Origin of the sequence: Brucella anthropi ATCC 49188, from assembly GCF_000017405.1 — a bacterium.
GTDB classification, from domain to species: Bacteria; Pseudomonadota; Alphaproteobacteria; order Rhizobiales; family Rhizobiaceae; genus Brucella; species Brucella anthropi.
In genome coordinates, this window is record NC_009667.1 from 1,563,310 (window position 1) to 1,588,768 (window position 25,459).

Below are 25,459 nucleotides of genomic sequence, written 5' to 3' on the forward strand. Positions count from 1 at the left end.
CAGCTTCCACTTTTGGAAGACGGGCTCTACCTGTTGCAACCCTGCCGCGCTTGATGCACGGCAGGGGCACGTTTTCGCAGTCGCTGCGATAAATCCTTGGTGCCTTGCGCGATTTCCATTATTGCAGGATGTGATTTCTGTGATGGGGTGCATCAGGCATGGGCGACAGGGTGGAAAACGAAACATCCTACAGGCAACCGGCGAATGTTGTGCGGTCTGCCGCCAGCCCGGTCGTCTTCTGCGACACGCTGGGCCTTTATCAGGCCCCTGTTGGCCCATCTCTTGATACGGTTGTCTTGTTCGCAAGCCCCTGGGGGCTGGAAGAGCTCTGCACGACACGCAAATTCTGGCGTATCATCGCCGACGGACTTGCGGTGCGGGGGATAGGTTCTGTCCGTTTCGATTGGCCCGGCACGGGTGACGGACGCGACGACATCGACTTTTCCAAAGGGCTGGAGTTCTGGCGCAATACGCTTGCTGAAGCTGCCCGGAAGGCGCGTGACCTGTCCGGGGCAAGCCGCGTCATCATCATTGGACAAAGCCTCGGAGCTGCGATTGCTGCCGAAACTGCGGCCCGGATCGAAGGCATCGCAGCGTTGGCGCTTCTGGCGCCGGTCATTTCCGGGCGGTTCTACACACGTGAACTGGCCGTCTGGTCGAGTATGGTCGATGCCGATCTGGGCCTGACGGACGAGCAAAGGATCAAGAACAGCGTTTCCATCGCATCGCTGACAATGCAGCCGGAAGTGGCCGCCGATGTAAAGAAGATCAATCTTCTGTCGCTGGAGACGAAGCCTGCGCCTCAATGCCTTTTGCTGGCGCGGACGGACCGTCCGAACGATGCCGAATTGGCAACGCATCTGGAAGGGCTGGGCGCCGATGTGACGGTTGAAGCTTTTACCGATTACGACAAGCTGATTTCGAACCCTGTCATCTCGCGCCTGCCGCTGGAAGTCGCGGACCGGCTTGTCGACTGGGCGGCAGGTCTGGCAGGTTCGCAGCCTGCGCAGAACAAGCCGGATGAAAGGGCACTTGGCGGCACTTTGACGGGTGACGGTTTTGTGGAAACGCCAGTGTCGTTCGGTTCCGGCAATCGCCTTTCAGGCGTTCTCTGCGCACCCGTGGGTGAGCGGCGCGGCAGAACGGTCCTGTTCCTCTCCGCAGCCTATGATCGACGTGTCGGATGGGGGCGCACGACCGTCGATATGGCGCGCAAGCTTGCGCGGGAAGGGATAGCGTCGCTGCGCTTCGATATTGCGAATGCAGGCGACAGCCCGCCCAATCCGGGGATGCCGGAACAGGTGCTTTATACCAATGGGGCAGAGGCCGATGTTGCCGAAGCCCTCGACTATCTCGACATTATTGGTTGGGGCCGTCCCATTATCGCAGGACGATGCAGCGGTGCTTTTCTGGGGTTCCACAGTGCCTTGAAAGACGAGCGCATTTCCGGCGCGGTCCTCGTCAATCCGGAGACGTTCTACTGGGCGCCGGGACGCTCGGTAGAAGATGCCGTTCGCGACGGCAAGCGCACGCTGGAGGATTATGGCAGCCGCGCGCTCCGCGCCGAAACATTCCAGCGCTTGTTTCGCGGTGAACTGGATATCCGTGCCATCCTGCGTAATATCTCGCGCGGGGTTGTCGGGCGTATTCGCGGGCTTGCACGCAAGCTTCTGCGCAGCCGCACAGTGGAAGGACGGGCAGTCTATTCGGCTTTTGACGAATTGAAGCAGCGTGAGGTGCCGCTGGCGCTGGTCTATGCCGAAAAGGATATCGGGCGCGAACATTTCAATTTCTATTTTGATCAGGCGGGCGCCAAGCTGCAGGGCTTCGACAATGCGTCAGTCGCCATCATTCCGGATGCCGATCATAATCTGACGCCGGAACATTCGCGCGAGATTTATATCGGCGCGATCCGCGCAATGGCCTTGCGGGGTTAGAACCAGACGATCCGTGACGAACCGGCGATGCGGATTTCTCCAGACGGTTTTTCGAGTGTTGCCTTACGTGGAGCAAGGGCGATGCGTTTCGTCTCGTTGGGAGCAAGGTGAAACCAGTTCTCGGCAGCCCGCCAGTCACCTGCATCGATGCTAACAGATTGGGCCAGAACTGGCGTTTTCAGATCGAGGAACCAGTTTCCGTTCTCTTCGATGGGAGCTACTTCGATAGTGGCGTCGTGAAATGCCTTTGTTCGTCCGAGCGGAAAGTGAAATGCCTCGGCAATCGTAATGTCATTGCGCTTCAGTCGCGCAACGGTCACGTCATGGGCCGGAGGGCCGAAACGATAGGCGTAAGTGACATCGAAGAATGCGCCGAACAAGTCCGTTGCGGCAATGGTGATCGCTGAACGACCGGCAATCGAAAGATCACGGCGGCCGGAAACCACCGGCTGCGAACCGGCGCGCAAACAGGCCAGTTCAAGCGAAAGATCAGCGGATTCTGCCTGCTCATTCAGAACATGAATCGCGAGGCCATTGACGCCTTCATCGGTCAAGGCGACCTGCTGTGGACGGAAGGCGCGTTTCAAACCATGCCATGAGGCTTTGGGTTCGCCGGTCGCATCGATCATGCCCCAACCGGCCCCGGGCAGCAGGTCTTGGAACATCCAGAGAAGCGCACCGAAACAGGTGCTTCCCGGTCTTCTCCACTCGGCGAAGGTCGCTTCCATCACTTCCGCCGTGACAGCGCGGGAAAGGTGGAGATACTGTTCCACATCCTCGCGCCGCAGCCGTGCCGGATCATAGCCGTACAGCATCTCCAGATAGGCGTCCCGCACATCCTCGAAATCCCAGGACACACCACGGTCGCGGGGCACGCGTGCTTTCCAGCGCGGATCGTGAACCGGGGGTACATCGAGATGGGTTTTCAGCGTGCGCGCTTCGGGCACGTTGGAGAAGGCCAGACATTCGGTCGCAAAGCGTACTTCCGCACGTCGCGCATCGTCCAGGGGACGGCAATAAGCGCTGACTCCATAGTAATGGCTGACGCCTTCATTGCTGATGAAGGGAAGGGCGCCATCGCAGGGCGAGTTCGACACATAGGGAACATGGGGGCAAAGCTTGTCAACAATACCGGGCAGGATCTCCTCGGTAAGCGGGCCTTTCCAGGTCGCTTCCGGCAGGCCCATCATTGCGCCCTGCTGGTAAATTTCACTGCCGCCACAAAAGACCGTCAGCGATGGCGCATGTCGGACAGCGGCCAGAAGCTGAGACGCTTCTGCCTGCACTTTTGTGACAAATGCTTCGTCCTTCACCGGATAGTCGAAATTGGCGAACATGAAGTCCTGCCACACCATGATGCCCAGCTCGTCGCAAAGCGCATAGAAATCCGGTGTCTCATAGGCGGTGATGCCGCTCAGCCGCAGCATGTTCATGCCCGCTTCCTGCGCGAGCTTCAGCCATGGCTCGTAATCGTCGCGGGCGCCGGGAAGGCGGACGATATCGGCAGAACTCCATACCGCGCCGCGACAGAAGATTTTTTCGCCATTGATCCTGAGCGCAAAGCTCTTGCCATCTGGTCCACGGTCGACCTCGATGCGGCGAAAGCCGGTATGCCCCAGCAGGCGTAGTTCGCCGTCGAACGAAAGTTCGATATTGTGCATCGCAGGATTGCCGTGCGTATGTGGCCACCACGGCTCGACGCTGGGAAGCGTCAGCCTTGCTGTCCACTGATCGCCGGTCTGGCGTTCGCAGGTGATCTGTCGCCCCGCGCAATGGAGGATGAGCGTTCCGGCTGTGCCGCCATAGATGAAACTGACCGCAAGTTCGCCATCGCCGGTATCGGTCAGTCTTGCCTGAATGCCGATGTCGGATATGGCTTCAGCATAGGAACGGCTGATGGAAATCGAACGCCATGGGCCCACTGCATGCACTTCCGGGCACCAGCCCGGCATATAGCCGAGTGCTGTTGTGCGGATGAGGCGCAGACCCTGCGTGTTCATCAGTTGCGTGCGCCAGCGGGCGCGTGGGCCTTTCTGGCTGAGGCGAGGTGCGAGCGCGCGAAAACACAAGGCAAGCTCGTCCTTGCCGGTCAGCGTAACCGGCAAATCATAACCGAGAAACATGCTGTCGGTTTGTAGCAGCAACTTGCCATTGAAAAAGATGTCGCAAATCGTGGCAAGCCCGCCAAAATGGAGTGTGGCGGGGCCGGGTGTCTCCTCGATATCAAGGAAATACCAGGCTTGCCTGTTATCGAGCGCTACGGGATTGTTTCGGTCGAAATGCCCCGATTTTTCCAGAGCTTCCGCCACTGTGCCGGGTACCGGCGCGTCATTGATCGCCGTACTGGACTTGGCATCATGCGGCGTTTGCGCCGCATCCGGGTCGGTGACAGCAAGCCGCCAGCCGGTCGAGAGCGGTCGTTTGGTCGGGTTTAGTTCAAGCCGCATCGCGACCAAGTTCCGCTGCAAGCGCTGTCGTCATCCGATCCCAGGCATCTGCCGCCGGTTGTAGCGTTCCGGCCAATGCGTCGAATTTCTTGCGCATGACGGCGCGGGCGAGCTGGAACTGAACAGCCTTTGCCGTTTCCGCAATCTGCAAGGCATCTGCCGAGGCCGTTGCAAAGCGCCTGCCTTGTCCGAGCCAGTCAAGATGACTTGCTGTGAGTTCGAAATTCGCGCCGAGCTGGCGCAGCGTGTTGAATGCATATTTATGGAAGAAGCCGAACGGGCGTTCCGCGATTGCTTCAACCTGTCCCGGAAACACGCTGGCAAAGGCGCGGATCGGGTTTTCCTTCGGCCTGCGGACAAAGTGGCGGGGCAGAAGGATTTCGGCAACGCGTCGCTGATGCGCTTCATCCGGCACATGCTTCGGAAACTTGGCGAATTCCGTATAGGGCAGGAAGGGCAGGTCGGCTTCCGTCAGATGACGCTGGAAAACGCCGTCGAAATCCTCACCTTCGAGGTGATAGAAACCGCCATTGTGGAAATAGTCCAGCAAGCGGTTTTCGACGTCCATACGGTTGATGGCGATGGTCGTCTTGCCATGTTCCGTGCGATAGCTGACGCCGTGCGTATCCGGCATGAAGTAGCTGTCCATTTCGATCATGCACAGACGTCCGCGCGCGATCTGCTCGGCGACATGGCTTTCCACATGATCAAAAATCGCAAGCTCCGTCGCCCGAACGCCATAAAGGGCTTCGAGGTCTTCCAGCGGCACCTTGAAGAAGGTGAACTGGTCGCCCTCGAAATCCTGTGTCAGCGTGAAACCGAGCATGGCTTCCGGAGCGACACCCAATGTTGCCAGCACTTCGATCCAAAGATCGACATAGCAGTTTGTTTCCGGCCAGATACGCGTCTGGGCATGCAAAGCGTGCGGCGTGTAACGGTCGGGCGCGATGTTCGGAAAAACTGCCTGCATGGTCGTGATCAGCCCCACAATTCCTTGCGTACGTTTTCCGGCCAGATTTCAACATCCAGACCGTGATGATGGAAGAGCGCCAGCGCGATGCGCTCCAGTCCGAACCCGACGCAGGCCGTGTGCGCCACGGCACCGTCATTGAGGGAGAGGCCCCACTTCACGCCGAACTGGTCCTGATGATAGTTGAAGCTCATGCAAGCGGTCGGCTTTTCGACGCTGGTGATCGGGATCAGCAGCTCGAATTTCAGGTTCTGGTCGCGCTGGTTGTTGACCAGCAACTTGCCTGCGCGTCCGAAGAACGGGTCGTTGGCGACGTCGATTTCGACCGGCAGTCCGACCTTCTTCATCATTTCCGTGCCACGGTCGATCCAGAGCTGGCGGAACGACATCACATCGGCTTCGGTGCCCATGCGCACATACTCACGCATGCGGAAAAGCTGCTGGCGGGCAGGGTCGATCGACGGTTCATGACGGAAGCAATAGGATTGCAGGTCGTAAAGCCCGCCGCCCTGCGGCAGCGGTCCGCGTTTGGCTACAGTCGGATAGAGCGGATAACAGGCCGCAGGCGTCAGCACGATGTCTGTTGCTTTTTGCTCCAGCGTCCAGTCCGTGCCTTCATCCATGCATTTGATGAGATTGACGTGGTCAAGCTCGCAGCCACAGAAGCTGTGCACGGTGCCGGCCAGCTGCGGGAAGCTTTTCATGTAGCCACTTTTCTCGAAAAAAGCGCGGTTCATGCCGGGTGGAAAGCGGATCGCTTCGGCGCCGTCATTGCCTCCGGTACGGTCGATCAGGCGTTCAAACGCCTGGATGACATCTTCGAACTGGCCGGAACGTCCGTAAAGACCTTCCACGCCGGTGTCGATCAGGAGACCGGAATCGAAAAGCCGGTCTAGAAATGATCTCTGAGCATCCATGGCAATTATCCCAAAAGGCTGGTGTTCTGTTTGTGAATGAGCAGCATGGTGGCCGTATTGCCGAGGATGCGCTCGTTTGAAATCATCAGCTGCGCCGAATGCGCGTCACGCAGATGGCGTCCGAGGCTGAAAGGCGTACCGTTCTTGTAGCCCATGATGCCGCAGACCAGCATGGCATGATTGATGATCTGAAGGATCGTCTGCGATGCGGCAATCTTGAGATTGTTCATCGCAATCGCAAAGCCCATCGAGGCCAGCTTGTCCGGATCGTGCTTTGCTTCGCGATAGGTCTTGAGGCAGGCAACGATTTCGGATTTCAGCATCTGAAGCATGTTGGACGCTTCGGCTACGCGCAGAGCGCCCGGCTGCGGCGCACCCGGATTGCGCTTCGCTGCGGCGCGCACGAATGCCTGCGCGCGGTTGACCGCATCGACGGCGATGCCATACCAGAGCGAACTCCACAGCGTATGCGACTGCGCCAGCATGGATTGGGCTGCAATTTCGGCAAAGGGATGCGGCAGGATCTGCACCTTGTCCGCCTCGCCACGGAATACAAAACCTTCCGAGCAGGTGCCACGCATGCCGAGCGTGTCCCAGTCATGGGTCTTTTCGAGCGTGTACTGGTCCTTCAGGAACACGGTCATCACCTGATCCGACGATGCGGCATCCTTGTGGGAGCGCGATGTGATCAGAATGGCATCCGCATAGGTACCATAGGAAATGACGGTGGCGTTCTTTTCCAGACGGCAGATATCACCTTCGACCTCGATGGCGCAGATCGAGTTGCGCAGATCCCCGCCAATGCCGCCTTCGGTCGTAGCCGAAGCAAGCAGCAGCTGGTCCTTTGCGACCTTGCGCATGAAGTCCCGGTGCCATTCAACCGTCTGGCCGTGCTCCACCAGGCTTGAAAGCTTGATGTGATGCATGGCGAAAATCATGGCGCTCGATGCACAAGACTGACCAAGAACACAGCACAGTTCTGCAATCTGGTCGATCTCTGCACTCTCGCCGCCGAATTCGCTCGGCACCTGAATGCCCAGCAGACCTTCGGCCTTCATCGCATCGATTGCTTCACACGGGAAGCGGCCTTCCTTATCGACGCTATCGGAAAATTTACCCGCTATGGCCGCAACGCGGCCCACGCGCTCTGAAAGACTGTTTCCCGCCCCGGCATTCATTATGCGGCCTCTTTGTCCTTGAGAATTTGGGTGATCGTCTGTTCGATGGCCTTGATGCTCGCAAAAGATTTGCGATTGAGATACTGGTCCGGAAATTCGATGTCGAACTTGTCTTCCAGGCCAAGCATGAGCTGGACCGATGCAAAGGAGGACAGGCCCGCGCTGTAAAGGTCGGCATCGTCGGCGATGTCCGTCACCGGGCCCGGCAGGCCGCCGACCTTGGTCAAAAGTTCGCGAATGGATTCATTCATAGTTTAACTCCCTGCATATCCGCTCAAGTCGAAACTTCACGTCTGGGTTGACGCGATACACGATCTATCGAGCTTTCAAAAAAGCTGCGGTAACTGTTCGAAATTCTGCCCCTTTATGCAAGTGATATGTTGCGAATATTAGTTAATCCGCAAGCACACCATCGTGCGTCAGGCTTTATCTGCTCCCGCAAGCCTTTATTTTCTATTGACGCAACTGAATTGCGGCCCGGCTATTCTGCGGACGTGCTTATATAGTTAAATATTCGATGACAAGATGGGTGGCATTGCCCGCAAGGGTTGCGTCCTCTTGTGGTTAAAGAGGGCGGCGCGAATGCCGTGGTGCGGAAATCTGTCCCGTATTGGTAGCAATCGCCATTTCAAAACTGTCGGCAATGCGCCGTGCCCGGTCTATGAAAATGATCGCGGCTTCCGGCGGGAAGATTTCGCGTGCGGTTGTCTCGAAAAGGTCGAGCCAACGGTCGAAATGTTCGTTCTTGAGTCCCAGTTTCAGATGTGGCGCCATGGGGCGGCCTTCATAATTGCCGGTCTTGAGAATAACCGACGACCAGAATGCGGCGATCTGTGCGATGTGATGATCCCAATCATGAACCGCATCGGCAAAGATCGGCCCGATGACTTCATCCTCGCGTGCGCGTCCATAGAAAGTGGCCACTAGTTTCTCGATTGAAACCGGATCGATGGACGGGTGAGGCTGGTTGATGAGAACAGTCATGATCGCTTGTCGATTGCCTTTCGCCGGGTAGCGGGCTTTGGGCCGGATATAGTCGCTGCACCGGCCACAATCCAGTGAAGTGTTGCCGCATGGCCATCAACTTCCCGTTGGCGAAACTGCTGCCACGATTTAATAGTCTAAATGTCTAATATAGTTGAGGGAGAGATGAATGCGGGTGTTTCTGCTTGCGGGTCTGTTGACCCTGGCGACAACTGGGGCAGGCTTTGCTGCTTCGTGCGAACAGAATTTCAAGTCCGAGGGTGTTCCACTCGTAACAGCGATTAGCTATCGCTCGACACAAAGCTTTGCCGGTGTGAAATCATCGACCGCCTTGCAGCGTCTGGCGCAAGCCGTCGCAGCCGAAGGGTTTTCGGGCATCAAGGTCAACAAGCAGCTCGCTTCGATTGACGCGTTTCAGGAAACAACCGGATCGGGTCGCATCCAGACCTTGCGCGTCACTGCACGGGCGCAGGGTAAAGGCACTCGTGTCGATGCGATCTTCAGTATTCAGGCGGGGCAGGCGACCAACAAGTCGGTGGTACGCGAAGGGCTTTGTCGCATCATCGCAGCTGCAGCGAATTAAAACTTATAGCCTGATGGCCATCGCCGTCAGGCTATCTTTTGCATCAATTCGATACGATTGCCGAACGGATCGTGGATGTAGCAACGCTCATAACCGTGCAGCGGCTCATCCCCGATGGTTTCGATGCCTGCTCGCGTCAGATGCGCGATCGTGTTATGGAGGTTATCGACCAGAAATGCAGGGTGTGCCTTGCGCGCAGGTGCGAAAGGACGTTCGACGCCCAGATGAAGCCTGATTGCTCCATTCTCAAACCAGCAACCGCCACGAGCCGCCAGATTCTCAGGCTTTGGAACTTCCGCAAAGCCGAGGGTCGAACCATAAAAATCGCGCGCTTTCTGCTCCTGACCTTCAGGCATTGCCAGTTGAACATGATCGAGAGCGATGATTTGCATGAATGTGCCGACGTTAAATAATGACGCGCACAACATAAAGCGCATCGATAGCCAGTCAAGCTATAGGCATTTGACACAGATGTCTGGAGAGGGAGAACGATGGTAGCGGAGGTCCGTTGCACCGATAATAGCCCAAACGAAAAGGCCACAATTGCCGTAGTTTCCGTGGGTTTGTCGCGCCGACAAGGATACAAGCTCTTCCGTCCCGACGCCGCCAAGTCGGCGTTATCGCCGGGGATCGTTCGTCAGCGCTTGGCGTTGGTGGGATAGAAACGCAAAAAAGGCCCCTGCCGGTTGATAAAACCGGCAGGGGCCTTTTGCATTCGCGGCTATGGTTTCCGCGATGGGATGGGAATTGTTCGTTCTGTTCAGCCGGGATCGATAGGGCGCGCGGTCCTACTTCGGCCAATCTCTTCTGAATTCTGGTCGATAAGTTTTTGCTGGAATTCAAGGCGCTGCTCCATCGCCTTCATTCCAAGTTCGAATTCGCTCCGGGGAATAAGCTTGTCATCGACTTTTTCGATGCGGGCTTCATTCCTGTCCGTATTCTCGTTCGTCCGCTGCATGAACATTTCAAGCTCCTGTCGGGTGACGATCCTCTGCGACATTGCAGACAATCCATCCTTGAGGTCTTTCGTTGCTTCGCGGATCGGCCAATAAGCAAGAGCGCCGATCATAGCGGCAAAGGTTAGCGCCACGCCGACCGCCTGCCATTGAGGTCGGGAACGTTCGGCAAGCGATGCGGCGAGCGCTTGGAAGCGCTCTTCAAGCTTGCCTGATAGGTTTACAACGGCAGAATTGACGCCGTTCATTTGGTGGTTGATATCGCGCCGCAGGTCCGCGAACTGGCTTTCAAGGTTCGTAGTGCGTTGCGAAAGAATTCCGATACGCGCGCCGTAATCTTCGTTGGAAACGTGCCGGTGATCGTCCGAAGCCGTCATTTCAAGTACCCTATATGCGAATGGAAAGAGAGGGTGGGCTGATAATCATCGGTTGACATGCGCCCCGTCATTCTGCGTTTATGAAGCATTAACGGGTTGCTTTCAGGGATGGTTTTTAAGGTGTTAAAACAGGCGCTTATCGGGTTGACCTTCGCCGCTCTTTTTGCCGGACACGCGAGTGCGCAAGCGGCAGGCGATTTCCTGTCAGGTTCTTGCGCGGACGATGCAAACAAGCCGTTCTGCGAAAGCGCCGCAAAGGATTTCAAGAAGCGGTTTCCGCTCGCCTACAAAGGCGATTATCAAAGCCAACGGAATGTTGCCTTCTGTCTATCAAGTGGCTGCGATGGCGCGGTTATTAGAAAGCCGATTTTCGCCTGCGCTTGGCGGTTGGTCATCATAACGTCCGGCTCGCCAGACGTAGACCAAAGCGACACCGCTAATACAGACGCCGATTGCGGTAAGCTTTCGGAAATCGACCGCCTCACGGCGGCGGCTCAGGCGAAGGAAATCATCGGTCGCTTGTCAAAGTAAGCCGCTATTTTCGACCGCGTATCGCCCCGGCAATAGCTGAAATACCCTGTCCAACGACCTGCACGCCGAAGAAGGAAAGCAGGATAGTTCCTTGCCATTCATCGAACGGCGCAGGATATCGCGGAATTTTCCAGCCAAGCGAAAAACATGTGTCGAACGACACAAGGATCAGGTGCAGCGTAAAGCTGCCTGCGATTAGGAAAGTGATAAGGCGCATTTCCCAAAAGCCGGAAGTCGAAAGGCGAATTTCCTTTGCAGCCTGCCGGTCAGCAATTTGCCTTTCCAAGTCCTTGATAGCGACGTCGGCAATGATCCTTTCGGTTTCATTCGATGCCTTCAACTTCGCTTCGTATGCCTTGGTAAGCTGGCCGACAAGATCGCCAGTAATCCATTTTACGATTGCGGTCCACATTCTAAGGGCCTCCATTCTCCATCGATAAGAAGGCCATGCCAATGCGGCCCCTCACGCGTATGCAGAACAATTGACGGGGTAACGGAAGGACGGCTCATATCGCCGTCCCAAGACCAACCATCGGCGGAGAAACTAACTCCGCCGATTACGTTGCATCCGCATGGGCATAAGAAGAGAAGGCCGACCGGCTTTCCGCCGGTACGCATCCTAAACTTTACCGCGCCAGCTTGCGCCGACGACCCGAATAGGTTTTGCACGACGGGCGCGGCAATTACCGTGTTGTCCTGATCGTCCTTCTTAGGCCAATTCCTGCTGAATATTGCGGATCGCGCGCGCGATCTGCGGGCCTACGACGGTAAGAATAACCAATCCGCCAAGTCCAAGGCCACCAAAGGCAAGGATCGACTTCCAGTCAGCGCCCAAGAGCGCCGTAATTCCAGCGCCGCCACCGCCGAGCGCCGTCGTCAGCCAACCCCAAAGGTTGGTTTGCGACTTTGCCTTTTGCTCGACAACAGGCGGGACAACCGGCTTTTCTTCAACGACTGGTGCGGACATGACGCTATCCGACTGCGCCACAGGAGCCGTTAGGCTGACAAGCGCCTTATGGAGCGCGGAACGGGTACGCGGTCCCGCAATGCCGTCAACTGCAAGCCCCTTCGCCTTCTGGAATGAGCGGATATCCCCACGGTCGTAGCCGAGAAGCACAAGCGCCGTCTTCGTGTACCAATCAAGACGATCCTGATAGCCGTTAAGGCCACCATTGATCTTCTTCGTAATCATTTCGTTATCGCCCCGGTCGGCGTAAACGTTCAGGTTTCGTGTGTCCCAATACCATATAGGACCAAGGCCCTCCCATGGATCGGTATTCATAGCATCGGGGTCTTTAACGAAGTCGGGAACGGTCAGGCTGGTCGATGACGCCAGCGTGCGGCACCAATCGCGGAAAGCCGTCGTATTGTATTTGCCGGTAATCTGGATCGACGTCCGGCCCCGGAAAAGATATCCATCGCCGTCAAGCGCTGCCGTATTGCCAAGGTCGGTGCGCGTGTCGTAGCGCTTTTGCGCTTCGGTTGGCCCCCATACCTCACGGTCATACCGGAAGGAGCCGCTTTCGTGCAGGATTTGCGCAAGGTACTGCGCAAGCCTATGCGGCTGATTTAGTCCTACGGCTGGCCCGAATTCATTGAGCGCAACGATAACGCTATTTGCGTTTGCCTTTTGTGCGCTCGTGAGGTTTCCGCCAACGATCTTCTGAATGATTTTGAGCATTGCGAACCTTCGCTGTCAGCTTGGCACAAGGATGTCATCACCGCCGACGCTTGCGCCGCCGGATGATCCGCTTGAGCCGCTTGATTTCTTTGTGGGTTTCTTCGGCGACCGCGTGTCTTTGCCAGCGTTCGCGCTTGGGAGTTTTACCGTTAGGCGAGTGGTCCAGCCGCTATTCGAATAGCTGTGGCTGACCTCTTCGATGCGATAAGAGCCATCGACACCAGCCCGCGCGCCGGAGATTATGCAGGTTCCGCCGGGCCGGGCTAAAGCCGTCCCGTCGATTTCGACCGTCCCGCCGCCCTTGTCGCGTTCAACTTCTTTGGCCTTGCCTTTCGAAGTTGATACGGCGTCGCCTTCGTCCGATCCCGACTTCTTGCCGTAAGAGACAAGAACGTCGTCTTCATTTTGAACCGATGCTTCGGCTTCTTTCCACTTTGCTTCTTTGCGGTCGTAGTAGCGTGCCTTTACAGTCTTGTGCCGAGGGCGACCCGTAACCGGACGGATATCCCAAGCGATCAGATTAACGCCCCACGCTGCCGTAATAGTCGGCATCGCTGCGCCAGACGCCGCGCCGCCGGTCTTTGAAACCATTGCCGCCTTATTGCCTTGGATTTTGAAAATCCCGCCGACTTCCCGTGCGGTACGTTCGGCAAAGGCGATAAAGCTTTCGCCGTCCAAACCCCACCAATCGCGTTCAATACCGGCTAGCTCATCATCGACCTTGATATCGGTAATGCCCGCTTGCTCGCCCGCCTTTTTCAAAGCGGTTTCGAGGTTGGCTTTGTCGATATTTAAATGCTGATGTTGCTTGACCTTGCTTTGCGTATCGATCCCCTTTGCGGAGATTGACAGAACGCGGCCACCGCCGCGCGAGCCGGACGATTGAACTTCATCAACGGTGCCCGTGAAGACAACGCTTAAACCTTCGCCCTCCCAACCGAACGACACCGACATTGGGTCGCCCGTCTTGGGAAACCGAATTACCTGATCCTTGTCGTCAATCGATATTGACGCGGTATCGGAAGAAGAGCCTTCCTTGTCAGTCGTTTCGAGTGAAATAAGGATCGGAAGAAGTTTTGATGAAATGTCTTGTCCGGCGACCTTAACTTGATAGATCGCACGCCGCGCCATATTGGCTAATCCCAAAGTGAAGTGATTTCGACGTTTTGCGCGTCGCGTTCGTTCGGAATAGGAATGGTGACTACAGTTCCGACCGGAATAAATGCGCCCAATTCAGCCAAGTCTTGATTTTGAGGCAATTCATAAGTCGCCTCAATTAAACCAATCATTGGGCGTTGGAACCTCTGCCAAATGATAAGGTCGAGCGTCATCAAGTCGGACATGACTGTTACGCGCTCAAAGCCGAGAATATTCATCCGAGCAGCCCCGACATAATTGAAAAAATTCCGGTTTTCGCAGGCGGATCGGAGCGCTTGACTGACACGGTGAATTCAATAACCCTGCCCAAACCCTTAGCGTCGATGTAGCTGGACTGTTCCGAAATTTTTTCGATTACTACCCATCCAAGCGGCGTTCCATCTCCGCGCATATAGGGTAGTGGTTTCCCCGCTCTGCGCTGCTGATGAAGCCCCTCAAGGTTCGACAGACCTCCGAATTTGTGCGGGAAAAGCCGTCCTTGAATTGACCAGTTTTCGGAACTTTCACCAACCCATTCGAGCGTTGGGCGGCGACCCATAACGGATTTCTCCGCAAAGTCGCCGCCCGTTTCGTGGCTGGTTTCGTGAAAGTTGAGAGGGCTTACTTCGAAAAGCGTTGAACCTAAAGCCGCAAGCATCTTGAAACTTCCTTTTTCGGCTTAGTCCCAATCGCTATGAATTCCGCGAAGTTGGGCTTCGATAGCGTCGTTAAGTTTCCGCCCGACGCTTTCTGGATTGCTGACGCCGTGGATATGAATGTCGCCAAACTGAAAACGTGAACCGGCAGCAGAAGCACGCGTTGATCCGGCGAACCCGCCGGGCGCTTTCCCGTTTGGATGCACGTAACCATTCCTGCTAGGCGTAATAATTTCCGGCCCGTCTTCGCCCGTCAGGTACGTACTTCCGGCAGAGATTGGCCCGCCCTTTGCACGCTTACCGTCCGGTACGATAGCTCCGCCCATGTACGAAGGCGTATTCACGCCGCCAGAACCATCGGAGCCACCAGTAACGGTATAAGGAAGGCCGCTAGGGCCAACGGGTCCGGACAGTGCAGACATAAGCTTGCCTGCCGCTTCAACGCCCGACCGAAGCCAGCCTACAAGCGTGCTGATCTTTTCGATTATAGTTGATACGGCACCGCCGACGACGCCGCCGACCGTTTCACCCCATGACTTCCATTCGGCGTTTGTTGCGCCCAACGGTCCAAGGAGATTGCTAATCGAATTGAAGATATCCGTCGAAAACTTCGCGATAGGTTCAATGATCGGTTTTACCGGCTCAAGTGCTTTGACGAAGCCTTCCCCGACACCAACGAAGAAGGATTTCAATCCTTCCCAATTGTTGTAGATCAGCGTACCTGCCGCCGCGATCCCGGCTAGGACAGCGCCGACGCCGGTAAACATCAGAGCGCCACGAAGCGCTACCGCTGCCCCGCGTAGGATGGAGAAGCCACCGCGCAAGAGATTGAGCGGATTTAGCATCCTCAGAAGGCCGCGACCGGCAACAATACCGGCATCGGCGAGCCGGGCAAAAACGCCCGGCGCTTTGCCGGTTGCAGCCGTAGCAAGCCTTGAGCGAAGAGCGAGAGTACCGAAGTAGCCGGATGCAACGGACAAGCTTTTGCGAAGTGGCCCCATAAGAACCTTGCTTGCCACGAACGCCGCAGGTGCGATACCGCGCAACCCAAGAGAAAGCACAGAAAGCGCGCCGCCCTTCGCCATTAGGCCGACGAAATTAAGGGCCGTCAGTGCAATGCGGAGGCCGATCAGCGCCGACGTAACCAGAACGATCGAACGGGTTAGCTTCGGATTGGCTTCGGCAAATTCAGCCAGCTTCGTCGCCGCAAGCGATACCGCATCAGCGATATCGTTGAACGCCGGAAGAAGTGCAACGCCTAGCGAAGCATTGAGGTTTTCAATAGTAGCGCGCAGGCGATCCGCGAAGCCGCGCGAAGTTTTAAGACGGCGCTGATAATCTTCTTCAACGACGCCCTGCGCTTTCATCGCTTCGGCGCGAATGCGGCGGTATTCAAGAATGTTTTGGATTAGAGGGCGCAAGCCCTTCTGTACCTGAGCATCTTGGAAAAGGTCGCCGAGCTTGCCGAGGTCGCCTTTAAGTGTGCGGTTCGTGATTTCGGCAATGGCTTCAATAGGCGTCATGCCTTTGTCCATTGCCTTCTTCATCGACTTTTCAAGATCGACGCCCATTTTGTCAAAGGCTTTACGCGTCTGTGGTGCGTTGATCTTTTGAAGGACGTTGGCGAGGTTGGTTGCCGCTTCTTCGCTATCTCCTGCGCCTTTGCGCACGATCTGCAAAGCTGCCGAAAGATCAGCGACGGCGGGAACACCCTTTTGCTTCAAGCCCTGATAGGCAGCGCCGAGCGACGGGAAATATTGAGCCATATCGCGAAGCTCAAAAGCGCCTTCCTTACCGGCCTGCGCCATGGCGTCGAGCGCCTTGCCGAAGTCCGTAGCGGGCACCTTGAGATTGTCCAAGGCGGCAAAGCCAGCCTTAGCAAGATCGTCAACTTCGGCACGATAAGCGGTCGCGGCTCGACCAATTGGCTTGAGAAGGCCGAGCGCGTCATTTTCATTCGCGCCGAAGCCGACAAGGGTATCCATACCCTGCGCCATCTTCGATGTTGCCTGATTGGTTTCGCGGGCAACTTGGCGAAGCTGCTTGCCAAGAGCGCCAAGACGCTCTTGCGGGATATTGGCCTTCTGACCGATATCCTCAAGCTGCGTTTCTAGGTTCATTGCCGCGTCTAACGGCGCGGACAGTGCCGACTTGAGCGTATAGAACGCCGCGACAGCATCGACCATTCGACCGCGCGCGTTGTCGAGCGCTTTGTTATTGCGGTCTATCGCCGAATTTAATCGGGACTGCATACCGTTGATATCGGTTGCAGCCTTGCCAATGCTGCGAAGAGCAGTAGCAGCCTTTGTCGCTGGCTTGGAAACGCCGTCGATAAGCCGGACGAGCAGGGATGACGTCAGGTTCGCCACGGCGTTTCCTTCCTAGATCGACATAAGTTCTTTTGGATGGTTTGAGCAGCGGTTAGCCGCGTGTATTTTTCGCTATGCGAGCGGCTTGCGCCCACCATTCAAGGAACTCTAGGGGTTCCATGTCGAGGAAATTAGGGATTGGCGTATTGAGGATATGCGAAGTATCCGCAACCGCTACGCGCCAGTCTTTTCCTCGCCATCCGACGCTTCCGGCTCCCCCAAAACTTCGGTAGCCTCTTCGACGCCTTTGATAAGGTCTTTGAAGTCGAGTTCCATTGCAGCGACTTCACCGATATCTGAAAGCGTTCCGACGAAAGCGACCATTGCACGGAACATATCGGCATTCATATTCGCCGCATTGTCTTCGTCGCCGTCCTTGAGCGCCATAATCTTCGGAAGATGGTCGCCGATAGCGATCATATCCTTAGCCTTTGGCCGGTGAAGCACCAGCGCGTCGATCCGCTTCCCGTCGATTTCGATAGGGTAATCAAGCTGAATTGTTTTCATGATCTATTAGCCTGCGCGCGGGATGCGGAGAATTTGATTGGTGGTTTCGTTCTGATCAATGCCGTTGATGCGCCATTGATTGGTCCAGAAGTCCCAAAAGATTTTCTCGGTTCCGTTCCACCACAGTTGATAGCTAGTGAGTTCGTTGATTGCGTACTCATTGGCGGAAACTTCGCCGCGCTGAAACGCGTCAGGAGCCACGCGGCCAAGACGCCCTTCCATGATGGCTTTAAGTTCAATCGAAGCGCCGGTTCGGCGATCCTTCAATTCACCGTAGCCGGTATAAATATGCTTGTTTTTGGAACCCAAACCGAATTGAGCAAGCAGGTCGGGATCATACCCGGCGAGCTTAAAAGTTGGCTCAAACTTCTGAATGCCGACTTCAAGTTCGATTTGGACGCGAGCGCCGCCCGCATGATGGTCCTGATAGATAGCCTGCAAGTCAGGAAGCTTGAATTCCTGAATAGCAAGGTGCTTCGAATTCGACGGATCGTCGTCGCCGCAAAACAGGTTTGCAGCCTCCAAAATATAAAGCGTGGACATATCTTGCCCGCTCCTAAACCAGATTGTGAGGGAATAGCGGAAGGACGCGGCGGCTAAGCCGCCACGTCGATCTGTGCGAGAAGATCATTGAGAAGCGCATCAAGTGCCGCGCGATAGCGCGACGAACGCAGACCGAGATAACGGAGTACTGGCGCTTCTTCGGCAGCGAAGTCGATCTTGAAGCGACCGAGCCGCAATTCTTCCGGGCTATTCTGATCGCGGGTAAAGCCGACCTTGTAATCAAGAATGTCGCCCTGCGCCTTGAGGTCGCGAAGCGCGAAATTCATCGTGTTCAAGACAGCTTGGATCGTCTGGCCGTTCAAATTGAACTTGCCGAGGTAATAGCGAAGCGTCCGCAAAAACAGCAGGTGAATATAATCGCGACCGCGCGTCACGTTGTAGAAGCGCCACAATTCGTCTTGCCCGGCGTTATCGGTGCCGATGTAGACGAAGCCGCCGGAAGCGATTGCGCTTTCGACACCCATTTCGCCGCGAACAATAATGCCGCCGTTTGCAGCAAGGATCGATTGACCCTCGGTCGCGCCATCGGTCAGGCTGAAATTGATGGGGCGATTTGGACCAACGATACCTTGCATCGGCTGATTGGCCCAAGAGTGGAACGGGCGACCATTCTTTTCGTGGTCGCGACGCACAGCGATGCCAACAACGCGCGGTGCGCCTGGACGAACGACGCCATCAACGCCAACCTTCACAGCCGTTTCAACCGGGATTAGGCGTTCGCTATTGAGCGTTTCGCGCCAGTCATTGAAAGCCTGCAAAGTCGAAGCCGGTCCATCAACGACGCCGTGAGCCAAAATACGATTGAGGATCGAAGGAAGAGCCGCGCAAACTGGATTTGCCAGCGTCTCAATAGCTGCCGATGCGGTAGGCATTACCTTGTCCGCTTCCGTGCCACCGCCTGAAAACGTTACGGTCAAAGTCCCTGAAAGGTTTTGACCCGCGCTGTCGATTACGAGCGACGTAACCTTGCCAGCATCCGCGCCTGTGCCAAGCACAGCGTGAGCGGTAGGCATTACCTTGTCCGTGCTATCGCCACCGCCAGTAAAGACGATGATCGGAGCTTCCGTTAGGTTTTCGCCTTGAATGCCGAGCGTCAGCGAACCGAGGCCGCTACGCTGTTGGCTGGTATAACCCGGAACGGTGATTAGGCGCGGGATGAAGCCAGTTACCGGCCCCGCTTCGAGAAGTGCGAACAAGCCAGACTTTTCGGCTTCACTGCCGATAAGGTTGAGCATCGTCGCATTAACGTCTACGCCTTCGTCTACACGAATAACGACTACCTTGGCGGAAACTGAGAACTCGCCAAGCTGGTCATTGATGCCGGTCAGCGCATCAGCGATAGTTCCGCTTGCACCAAGGGCCAGAAGCTTAGCCGCATCATCCGAGTACATGAAGACCGGAGTATTCAAGGGGAACAACGTGGCATTTGCCAAAGGAGCCGTCCCAACAATACCCACAATAGACATATCGGACGCAACGGCGGGACGCGCTTCGTTATCGACGCGCGTAATGGAAATGCCGAATACTGGATCAGCCATTCCTCTTCTCCATAAAAAAAGCCCGGCGCGAGGGCCGGGCTGAAAACGTGGAAATAAAAAAGCCGCCCGAAGGCGGCTTAGTGAAGTCAAGTAGCTTCCGTGGAAGCTTTTACGTCCTGATTATGCCGAGATAGTATCCCGCCAAGATCATCGCCGAGGCGAGCGCACCGCGCCCCTCGAATTTTAGTCGCTTCGCGACATATGTAAGGTTTCTGCGTTTGCGCTTTCCCTTCGCCGTCCAGACTTGAGAGGACGGGCTGAATTTCCAGTCCAACCAACCCTTTTCAGCGATATCGAACGTGCGTACGTCGCGATGCGCGAGATAGGTTTCGTAAAGTGCTCGCTGATCGACATAGTAAAGCCGGATATGTTTATCCAAGAAAAGAACGACGTTGCGGAAAAAATGAATAGCTTTTGGGTCTGCATAAACCATCGCTCCCAATATCTTCATTCCAAGCCGTTCAAACTCGGTGCTGCCCTTATCCTCTTCTAATCGCATAAAAAGACCGACTTCACCGTCGTTTACGGAAGGAATAGGCTGGTTTACCAGACTATCAATATCAAGAACGACAATCGGCCTTTGGTATCGGTTTAGTAGTTCGGGCAGTAAGAAAAACCGAAGAGACTGATAGAAAACGATACACTCGGTATCATCCATTGGTTTTTGTGCGCGGACGTCAGCCACAAATTCTATGGTCAGGCGGCGCTTTTCGTCGTCCGAAAACCTTTGAAGAAAAGTCGAAAGCAGCACGCTTGCTAAAGTATGGGCGCGGTATGACAATCCTTCGCCGGGGCGAGGACTTACGGCAATGTGAACATGATGCCCGGATTTCAGTGCGGACTTACAAAATCCTAATGCGTGCTTGCGAAAATAGCCTTCATCGCATGCGGCGAAAATCACCGGCAATGCGATGGCAGTTCTTGCCCCGTCCATAGCCCAATCCCCAAAGTCAATTAAGCCTTTGTTAACGGGACGAATTTGCACACGCAACTAGAATTCAGGATTTACGCAACGGAATTACTGTCCGCTAAGCCTTTGAAAACGCCATCCATACCGGATCGACTTCTTCGTCGGTCAGTCCGAGGATCGGTATAAGCTGAACGATCAAAGGGTGAAGGCGGCGAAACTCGCTGGCGAAATCCCATTCAATCTCGGCTTCCGTGCGATCCTCGTCAGGGAGTGCAGCAATAGCGGCTTTCACGGCGTTCAATTTGCCGAGATAGTTTAAGCCAAGGCGAAGCTGCCGTTGCGAGAGGTTCGGCATTTGGCTGCGTTTCTCTTCCGACGACATTACGTCAACTGGATTGATTATCTCAATTCCAGTCCAGAGCATTCCGTAGACATTGCCACCGGGGCCAAAGGTGAAACCGTAGTTTTGATCGATACCGATTATGTCGTAGCCAGAAATTTGAGACTGTTGAAAGTCATCGGTCATGGAGACAATGCGGCCCTGACCATCCACCGCTATATAAAATGGATGGGGAAACTTTTTGGCGAGGTCAAACCAATCCTTACCGTTCCTATCCCGAAAGATTAGAACGCTTTGTTTTGTAGGCGAACCGAATATCGGCTCGCCGTTTTCATCTTCGCCAATTTTGATGCCGGGGATATCGATAATTTCTGACGTTGCGATGAATTTACCGAAGTTCTTCATTAGAAAGCTCCAAAGGCACGCCACCCCTGATAGGGGATATAGACCTGCAATTGCCGGGCATAGAACGTGTACTGATCGCCGCTATTTCGGCCCGCTGCCGTAAAGACATAACCACTTGGCGCGCTCCAAGTCGTGTCCTTTGCCATCGTGTTTGAAACGTAGCCTGCGAACCGAGTGTCAATTACGCACCCATTCTTTCGGTCATCGGCAAAAGCAGCAGCACGGCTTTCGATTTGGTTGATGATGGCCTGCGCTGTCCATCCGCCAACTGATGCAACGTTGAAGTTTGCAGGGTTGTAGACGAACATATTATAGCCGTCATTACCGCCCCAAATCCAACTTGGCTGACCACCTTGACCGGACCAATTAAGGGTAATTCCCGCGCCGTCCGATCTGCGCGGATAAGCGCGACCGGCCATGTTACCAGCAACGATAGAGTTTACTTCCGCCTTAGTATAAAACGTCGCTTTGACGGCAGTCGTCATTCTATTGACCAAGCCTGACCAAGTAGCGCGTTTAAACACGCCGGTCGCAAGGTCCATCCAAGGAAAACGGCTGTCTGCGTTATCGACCGCATCGTCATAAACCGCACTCAAAAGAGCCGAATACATCGTCTCTTTTGTCGTAAGTGTGGGCAGGTAATCTGCTGGAACCTTGCTATCCGTACCCAAGGGAGCAACGCCACCAGCGCGGCCCTTGTCACCCGTTCCTAGAGCGTCGATGTTGGTGCGGGCCTGAGCCTTTTGCGCCAACGTAAAGGCTTGTGTACCTAGTGCAGACACACGCCCATCAAGCGCCGTATTTAACGTTACGTGGAACTCAGGGTTATTGTTGATCGCTGTTGCGATCTTTTTGAGCGTGTCGAGTTCAGGTGAGACGCCGCCGCGAAGATCATCAAGGACCGATTGAACGGTTTCAATAAATTCAGCGTCGGTTACGCCGTCTTCGATACCGTAACCGGCAAGCGTCTTGGGCTTGCCGGTTAGGTTTGCAAAGGCGTGCGTGTGGGTATTGTAAGCCTGTTCGAACGCGCTGAAAGTACCATCAATCGCCGACAGAGCGTCGGCGATTTTATTAATCTCAGCAATTTGGATGGCCTCGCCATCAGGCAAAGGCCAACCATATTTAGGCGTCGTAGCCATTGATTACACCTTTGAGAGCAACATGCGGAGCGCGGATATCTCAGGGCGCGCCGCAGGCGTTCCCGTGATTGTAATCAGCGCCCGTGCATCAAGGTTTGCCGCCGGGTAGGCGGAACGAATAAAGGTTTGCTCAACCAGTCCATCGCCAAGCTGCGTTGCGCTCGAAACCGGAATTTCCGGGTAATCTCCCGACACGCCGATTTGCACCTTTGCCGACGATCCGGCAGGAAGGAGAGCGTCTAGAGTGACCAGAACCCGGTTTGTATCCAAGGCATCGATTGCTCGCGTCGCGTAGTTCGCCGTTGTCTGCAATTCGCCTTCCACGATTTGGATATCGGGAAAGATAAAAGGTGTTACCCGCTCTGTGCCGCGAAGAACCGCTTCAACCTGAATATTCTCATTCTGAAAATACTCATCGAAGCGGATCGTTTGCGACGGCGAAGAGGTAATTACTTCCCCGTTGGGGCGTGTCAGGCGGATTGAGACGTCAACCGAGGGATCGGGATATTCGACCCCGGCCCGGACGATGACGTCGGACATTTTTGTCGCCTTAAACGTCCCGATAGGGACAACCTTTTCGACTGGATCGAAACGGCAACCAAGCAACTCGAACCACAGGTCGGCTTCGTTGTGCACGGTCCATGTAGAAGCGTTGGACGATGACAACAGAACGCCAATGGTGAAAGGCTGCTCAGTGATGACAGCATTTAAATCGAGGTCGATCTTGCCGATTTCTGCGATAAACAGCGAATGTTCCGCATCGTCGGTAAGAACAACGAACGAGAATTCGCGCCCACCTTGCAAGAACACCGGGTAGCGGAAACGAGCGGTAAACACTTCACCCTCGTTGAGTTCCGTACCTGCTACAAACGCTTCGGCGAGAACGGTCGAGGTTGGAAGGCCAACGTCAACAGTTCGGATTTGGACAAGGATTGAATTCGAACGCGAGCCAACCTTTGCACACATCAAACGAATTCCAGACAAGCACCACGACTGCGCAAGCGTGAAGGTTTGCGCAAGCGGGTCATGACCGCCGCCGCCGTCACTGCCGCCATCGCGCCTATTCGGCGTGACAGGGGTAGCGTTGTTCACCTGATTAACCGTTACGTTGGTGACGTTCGTTACGTTGTTGATAACGGTATTGTTGACGACCGGCTGCGGAAGGCTTTCGGTTGACGTCTCCATTGCGGACGTGAGGCGATATTCTTCAACAGTGATAGTTCCGCGAGCAACATAGCTGCACCCGGCAACCGTGCCGACCGATCCTTCGAAATAGATCGATTTAGCGCCGGTCGGCACATTCGCTGGAATATTGAAGCTTCCAGTTATGACGCCGTTTTCATCAGCCGGGCCGGAAACCGTTGGGGCAACTTCGATACCATCGAACTCCATATATTCGAGTACTTCGGCCTCAATGAAACCTTCCAGTCGGAACTTAACGTCACGCTGTCGAACGAACTGTGCTTCGACAATGTGTTCGCCGATTTTTTCGACCTGCTGTTCAAGCGAAATCCCGGTGATGTATTCACCTTCCGCCGCTTCAAACGCTTGTGTTTCTGGCGAAGTCCAGACGGTTTGCTTGTCGGTCCAAATGTCGGTTGAAGGCTCGACGCTCGCGCGTCCGGGCATTGGCGTAAAGGTTTGGTACGGATTGATCTTCTTCGACCCGCTGCGCCTGTTTTGGCGAATGACCGGCACTTCCACGAAATCAAGGTGCTTGATGCCATTAAAGGTAGGGAACGAATGCAGAGTTGCTTTGATCGGCAAGCGGAGCTTGCCACCAAATACAGCGCCATTCTGTTCGATACCTTGATCGCGCATCGCATCATTGCGAAGCGGATCGACAAAGAGGCCGCGCTTTGCGCCAACGTCGCGAGCAGTCACGTCGTTTTTCAGACGTTCTTGCGCAACCAGATCGTACACGTCGATCAGCATTTTGCGCATGTCTTGGATTTCGTTGTACGGCACGTTGCGGACGCCAGTCGGTTCTACAACAGGCTTGCGACCCCAATCATTTGCGATACGGGCAAGCTCAATCATAGTGGAAGAAATGACCGGAGGTCGGGGCCGCGAAACGGCGGAAACACCAGCCACGTACACAAGTGCGCCGGTCGTATCCATGCACAAAGCATCGATACGCGGAAGCTTGTACGCGTAGTCAATCAGAACATTCGTGTTCTTAGCGGCACCTGTGACGGTAACTTCATCACGCGTAACCGCATCAGGTTCAACGTTCTGATTGTAACGGTATTTGACGGTGTACGTGCTTCCGGGCGACGGTTCCGCGCCGCCGGGCGACCAATCAATTTGTCCCTGCGAAAGAAGCCAGCTAGCCGGTGAAGTATAAACGGTAGAACCTTGTTTCACTTCAAGTACGGCAGTGACGGAAGGGTGTTGAAGCGGATCAACGGCACCCGTATAGGGGCCATGTACTACCGTTTCGATTATTTCCTTTTCAATCGTTACGCGCCGAATGCTGCTGATCGGCGACTTGGCCACTTTAAAAGTTTGAGTTCCACCAGTATCAGCAGTGAATGGATGCGGTTCCGCATCCACATTCCGAAGGTCCGGCTTTTCTTCAACTTCGAACCGCATCGCTTGTTTGCGGACGATACGACGACCGTTTACGTAGGCAGTTCCTTCCGATAGGGAAAATACTTGCTTACCTTCGCCACTTGGACCGAGCGACGTCACAAGAAAGCCGTTGTTCACGAACGATCCGTTGCTTTCGCCTGAATAGGTTTCAATTGCGCGGTAGATTTCCGAGAAATCGATATTCGTAGACGTCGTAAGGATCACGCCGTCACGCACCTGAAAGACCGAAAGAAGTGGTCCCGCTAGACCATCCTGCGAATGGCCCCAATCTACATAGATTTCAACGCGAGCCGGACCCTCTTCCATATAGGCTTCGGTGCCGGGAATTGAGCCCTTTAGGCTCTCATCCTGAATATCCGTGACCAGTATTTCGGTTGAACGGACACCAATCGTCAAATCGCCTTTGTTCGGAAGAACGAAAGTCGCGGCGGCAACATCGTGAACGATACCGCCGATGTAGATTGGACATGCGGGAAGTTGAACACGAATATTATCTTCGTCTTCAACTTCGACAACGGGGTCTTGGCCGTCCATGATACGGCCATCTTGCAAAATGTAGTCCAAGCCACGACGGGTTTGATCCATCGCGCGCGACTGCATTTCGTTAAGGTCGGCAGACTGCAAGTAGACGCCCTGACCATCACGCGCCAAATCCTGAAAGGCAATAGCGTGCTGGCGACGCGAGCGGTCGTAGCGGTCGCTAAAACCGACGCGCTTGATGATGCTGTTCATAGA

Annotated in this window: 25 protein-coding genes; 3 read left to right on the forward strand and 22 right to left on the reverse strand. The window is 55.2% G+C overall.

Translation table 11 applies throughout. The features are described from left to right. Positions 1-158: 158 nt before the first annotated feature. Positions 159-1,937 (forward strand): alpha/beta fold hydrolase, encoded by a 1,779-nt coding sequence (locus OANT_RS07595; protein ID WP_012091529.1) that lies wholly within the window; start codon positions 159-161, stop codon positions 1,935-1,937. On the opposite strand, the gene OANT_RS07600 is transcribed toward OANT_RS07595, so the two are convergent. The 6 genes from OANT_RS07600 to OANT_RS07625 form a co-directional block, all read right to left on the reverse strand. Further along, positions 1,934-4,384, reverse strand: coding sequence for a glycoside hydrolase family 2 protein (locus OANT_RS07600; RefSeq protein WP_012091530.1), 2,451 nt, complete (start codon positions 4,382-4,384; stop codon positions 1,934-1,936). The two genes, OANT_RS07595 and OANT_RS07600, sit on opposite strands and share 4 nt — an antisense overlap. Continuing rightward, positions 4,374-5,354 carry a DUF1839 family protein gene (locus OANT_RS07605; protein ID WP_012091531.1) on the reverse strand — a complete coding sequence of 327 codons (981 nt, stop codon included), beginning with the start codon at positions 5,352-5,354 and terminating at the stop codon, positions 4,374-4,376. The genes OANT_RS07600 and OANT_RS07605 overlap by 11 nt, the downstream gene beginning before the upstream one ends. A gap of 8 nt (positions 5,355-5,362) precedes the next feature. After that, positions 5,363-6,271: an amino acid--[acyl-carrier-protein] ligase gene (locus tag OANT_RS07610; RefSeq protein ID WP_012091532.1), complete on the reverse strand. Its 909-nt coding sequence runs from the start codon at positions 6,269-6,271 to the stop codon at positions 5,363-5,365. Between the two features lie 5 nt (positions 6,272-6,276). Then, positions 6,277-7,449 (reverse strand): acyl-CoA dehydrogenase family protein, encoded by a 1,173-nt coding sequence (locus tag OANT_RS07615; RefSeq protein WP_010659545.1) that lies wholly within the window; start codon positions 7,447-7,449, stop codon positions 6,277-6,279. Further along, positions 7,449-7,700, reverse strand: coding sequence for an acyl carrier protein (locus tag OANT_RS07620; RefSeq protein WP_012091533.1), 252 nt, complete (start codon positions 7,698-7,700; stop codon positions 7,449-7,451). Before OANT_RS07620 ends, OANT_RS07615 begins: the two co-directional genes overlap by 1 nt. Before the next feature lie 313 nt (positions 7,701-8,013). Further along, entirely contained in the window at positions 8,014-8,433 is a 420-nt protein-coding gene (locus tag OANT_RS07625; RefSeq protein ID WP_010659546.1) for a group III truncated hemoglobin, read from the reverse strand. Between the two features lie 169 nt (positions 8,434-8,602). On the opposite strand from OANT_RS07625, the gene OANT_RS07630 reads away from it, so the two are divergent. Beyond that, on the forward strand, positions 8,603-9,016 hold the full coding sequence (locus OANT_RS07630) for a hypothetical protein (RefSeq protein ID WP_012091534.1): 414 nt from the start codon (positions 8,603-8,605) through the stop codon (positions 9,014-9,016). Between the two features lie 26 nt (positions 9,017-9,042). Here the strand turns inward: OANT_RS07630 and OANT_RS07635 are convergent, their stop codons facing one another. Together OANT_RS07635 and OANT_RS07640 are read right to left on the reverse strand one after the other, a co-directional pair. Next, positions 9,043-9,408: a VOC family protein gene (locus OANT_RS07635; RefSeq protein WP_040129141.1), complete on the reverse strand. Its 366-nt coding sequence runs from the start codon at positions 9,406-9,408 to the stop codon at positions 9,043-9,045. A gap of 368 nt (positions 9,409-9,776) precedes the next feature. Further along, the gene (locus OANT_RS07640) at positions 9,777-10,349 is read right to left on the reverse strand and encodes a hypothetical protein (RefSeq protein ID WP_012091536.1); all 573 of its coding nucleotides are present in this window, start codon (positions 10,347-10,349) and stop codon (positions 9,777-9,779) included. A gap of 120 nt (positions 10,350-10,469) precedes the next feature. On the opposite strand from OANT_RS07640, the gene OANT_RS07645 reads away from it, so the two are divergent. Continuing rightward, positions 10,470-10,880 (forward strand): hypothetical protein, encoded by a 411-nt coding sequence (locus tag OANT_RS07645; RefSeq protein WP_115179307.1) that lies wholly within the window; start codon positions 10,470-10,472, stop codon positions 10,878-10,880. Positions 10,881-10,884: 4 nt separating this feature from the next. Here the strand turns inward: OANT_RS07645 and OANT_RS07650 are convergent, their stop codons facing one another. From OANT_RS07650 to OANT_RS07710, 14 genes are all read right to left on the reverse strand, one after another. Beyond that, on the reverse strand, positions 10,885-11,292 hold the full coding sequence (locus tag OANT_RS07650; protein ID WP_041545040.1) for a hypothetical protein: 408 nt from the start codon (positions 11,290-11,292) through the stop codon (positions 10,885-10,887). Beyond that, positions 11,274-11,498, reverse strand: coding sequence for a ubiquitination-like system serine protease family protein (locus tag OANT_RS27400; RefSeq protein WP_219732938.1), 225 nt, complete (start codon positions 11,496-11,498; stop codon positions 11,274-11,276). The genes OANT_RS07650 and OANT_RS27400 overlap by 19 nt, the downstream gene beginning before the upstream one ends. A gap of 91 nt (positions 11,499-11,589) precedes the next feature. Continuing rightward, the gene (locus tag OANT_RS07655) at positions 11,590-12,561 is read right to left on the reverse strand and encodes a peptidoglycan-binding protein (protein ID WP_012091539.1); all 972 of its coding nucleotides are present in this window, start codon (positions 12,559-12,561) and stop codon (positions 11,590-11,592) included. A gap of 15 nt (positions 12,562-12,576) precedes the next feature. After that, positions 12,577-13,692, reverse strand: coding sequence for a phage late control D family protein (locus OANT_RS07660; RefSeq protein WP_012091540.1), 1,116 nt, complete (start codon positions 13,690-13,692; stop codon positions 12,577-12,579). A 5-nt stretch (positions 13,693-13,697) separates the two neighbouring features. Next, entirely contained in the window at positions 13,698-13,937 is a 240-nt protein-coding gene (locus OANT_RS07665) for a tail protein X (protein ID WP_012091541.1), read from the reverse strand. Beyond that, positions 13,934-14,356: a phage tail protein gene (locus OANT_RS07670; protein ID WP_012091542.1), complete on the reverse strand. Its 423-nt coding sequence runs from the start codon at positions 14,354-14,356 to the stop codon at positions 13,934-13,936. Before OANT_RS07670 ends, OANT_RS07665 begins: the two co-directional genes overlap by 4 nt. A gap of 21 nt (positions 14,357-14,377) precedes the next feature. Beyond that, complete coding sequence (locus OANT_RS07675; protein ID WP_012091543.1) at positions 14,378-16,723, reverse strand: phage tail tape measure protein; 2,346 nt, start codon at positions 16,721-16,723, stop codon at positions 14,378-14,380. Between the two features lie 174 nt (positions 16,724-16,897). After that, positions 16,898-17,230 carry a phage tail assembly protein gene (locus tag OANT_RS07680; protein WP_012091544.1) on the reverse strand — a complete coding sequence of 111 codons (333 nt, stop codon included), beginning with the start codon at positions 17,228-17,230 and terminating at the stop codon, positions 16,898-16,900. Positions 17,231-17,236: 6 nt separating this feature from the next. Then, the gene (locus OANT_RS07685; RefSeq protein ID WP_012091545.1) at positions 17,237-17,773 is read right to left on the reverse strand and encodes a phage major tail tube protein; all 537 of its coding nucleotides are present in this window, start codon (positions 17,771-17,773) and stop codon (positions 17,237-17,239) included. A 53-nt stretch (positions 17,774-17,826) separates the two neighbouring features. Further along, the gene (locus OANT_RS07690; protein WP_012091546.1) at positions 17,827-19,332 is read right to left on the reverse strand and encodes a phage tail sheath protein; all 1,506 of its coding nucleotides are present in this window, start codon (positions 19,330-19,332) and stop codon (positions 17,827-17,829) included. Positions 19,333-19,441: 109 nt separating this feature from the next. Continuing rightward, a complete protein-coding gene (locus tag OANT_RS07695) occupies positions 19,442-20,266 on the reverse strand; it encodes a hypothetical protein (RefSeq protein WP_041545307.1) in 825 nt (274 codons plus the stop codon). Positions 20,267-20,360: 94 nt separating this feature from the next. Then, positions 20,361-20,987 carry a hypothetical protein gene (locus tag OANT_RS07700; protein ID WP_012091548.1) on the reverse strand — a complete coding sequence of 209 codons (627 nt, stop codon included), beginning with the start codon at positions 20,985-20,987 and terminating at the stop codon, positions 20,361-20,363. Further along, positions 20,987-22,129, reverse strand: coding sequence for a hypothetical protein (locus OANT_RS07705; protein ID WP_012091549.1), 1,143 nt, complete (start codon positions 22,127-22,129; stop codon positions 20,987-20,989). Before OANT_RS07705 ends, OANT_RS07700 begins: the two co-directional genes overlap by 1 nt. Positions 22,130-22,132: 3 nt before the next feature. Next, positions 22,133-25,456, reverse strand: a complete 3,324-nt coding sequence (locus OANT_RS07710) for a DUF4815 domain-containing protein (protein ID WP_012091550.1) — start codon at positions 25,454-25,456, stop codon at positions 22,133-22,135. Positions 25,457-25,459: the final 3 nt, after the last annotated feature.

Excerpts from the sequence above, each read along its gene's own strand:
- OANT_RS07595 (WP_012091529.1), top strand. The coding sequence starts at position 159 with ATGGGCGACAGGGTGGAAAACGAAACATCCTACAGGCAACCGGCGAAT.
- OANT_RS07600 (WP_012091530.1), bottom strand. The coding sequence starts at position 4,384 with ATGCGGCTTGAACTAAACCCGACCAAACGACCGCTCTCGACCGGCTGG.
- OANT_RS07605 (WP_012091531.1), bottom strand. The coding sequence starts at position 5,354 with ATGCAGGCAGTTTTTCCGAACATCGCGCCCGACCGTTACACGCCGCAC.
- OANT_RS07610 (WP_012091532.1), bottom strand. The coding sequence starts at position 6,271 with ATGGATGCTCAGAGATCATTTCTAGACCGGCTTTTCGATTCCGGTCTC.
- OANT_RS07615 (WP_010659545.1), bottom strand. The coding sequence starts at position 7,449 with ATGAATGCCGGGGCGGGAAACAGTCTTTCAGAGCGCGTGGGCCGCGTT.
- OANT_RS07620 (WP_012091533.1), bottom strand. The coding sequence starts at position 7,700 with ATGAATGAATCCATTCGCGAACTTTTGACCAAGGTCGGCGGCCTGCCG.
- OANT_RS07625 (WP_010659546.1), bottom strand. The coding sequence starts at position 8,433 with ATGACTGTTCTCATCAACCAGCCTCACCCGTCCATCGATCCGGTTTCA.
- OANT_RS07630 (WP_012091534.1), top strand. The coding sequence starts at position 8,603 with ATGCGGGTGTTTCTGCTTGCGGGTCTGTTGACCCTGGCGACAACTGGG.
- OANT_RS07635 (WP_040129141.1), bottom strand. The coding sequence starts at position 9,408 with ATGCAAATCATCGCTCTCGATCATGTTCAACTGGCAATGCCTGAAGGT.
- OANT_RS07640 (WP_012091536.1), bottom strand. The coding sequence starts at position 10,349 with ATGACGGCTTCGGACGATCACCGGCACGTTTCCAACGAAGATTACGGC.
- OANT_RS07650 (WP_041545040.1), bottom strand. The coding sequence starts at position 11,292 with ATGTGGACCGCAATCGTAAAATGGATTACTGGCGATCTTGTCGGCCAG.
- OANT_RS27400 (WP_219732938.1), bottom strand. The coding sequence starts at position 11,498 with ATGCGTACCGGCGGAAAGCCGGTCGGCCTTCTCTTCTTATGCCCATGC.
- OANT_RS07655 (WP_012091539.1), bottom strand. The coding sequence starts at position 12,561 with ATGCTCAAAATCATTCAGAAGATCGTTGGCGGAAACCTCACGAGCGCA.
- OANT_RS07660 (WP_012091540.1), bottom strand. The coding sequence starts at position 13,692 with ATGGCGCGGCGTGCGATCTATCAAGTTAAGGTCGCCGGACAAGACATT.
- OANT_RS07665 (WP_012091541.1), bottom strand. The coding sequence starts at position 13,937 with ATGAATATTCTCGGCTTTGAGCGCGTAACAGTCATGTCCGACTTGATG.
- OANT_RS07670 (WP_012091542.1), bottom strand. The coding sequence starts at position 14,356 with ATGCTTGCGGCTTTAGGTTCAACGCTTTTCGAAGTAAGCCCTCTCAAC.
- OANT_RS07680 (WP_012091544.1), bottom strand. The coding sequence starts at position 17,230 with ATGAAAACAATTCAGCTTGATTACCCTATCGAAATCGACGGGAAGCGG.
- OANT_RS07685 (WP_012091545.1), bottom strand. The coding sequence starts at position 17,773 with ATGTCCACGCTTTATATTTTGGAGGCTGCAAACCTGTTTTGCGGCGAC.
- OANT_RS07690 (WP_012091546.1), bottom strand. The coding sequence starts at position 19,332 with ATGGCTGATCCAGTATTCGGCATTTCCATTACGCGCGTCGATAACGAA.
- OANT_RS07695 (WP_041545307.1), bottom strand. The coding sequence starts at position 20,266 with ATGGACGGGGCAAGAACTGCCATCGCATTGCCGGTGATTTTCGCCGCA.
- OANT_RS07700 (WP_012091548.1), bottom strand. The coding sequence starts at position 20,987 with ATGAAGAACTTCGGTAAATTCATCGCAACGTCAGAAATTATCGATATC.
- OANT_RS07705 (WP_012091549.1), bottom strand. The coding sequence starts at position 22,129 with ATGGCTACGACGCCTAAATATGGTTGGCCTTTGCCTGATGGCGAGGCC.
- OANT_RS07710 (WP_012091550.1), bottom strand. The coding sequence starts at position 25,456 with ATGAACAGCATCATCAAGCGCGTCGGTTTTAGCGACCGCTACGACCGC.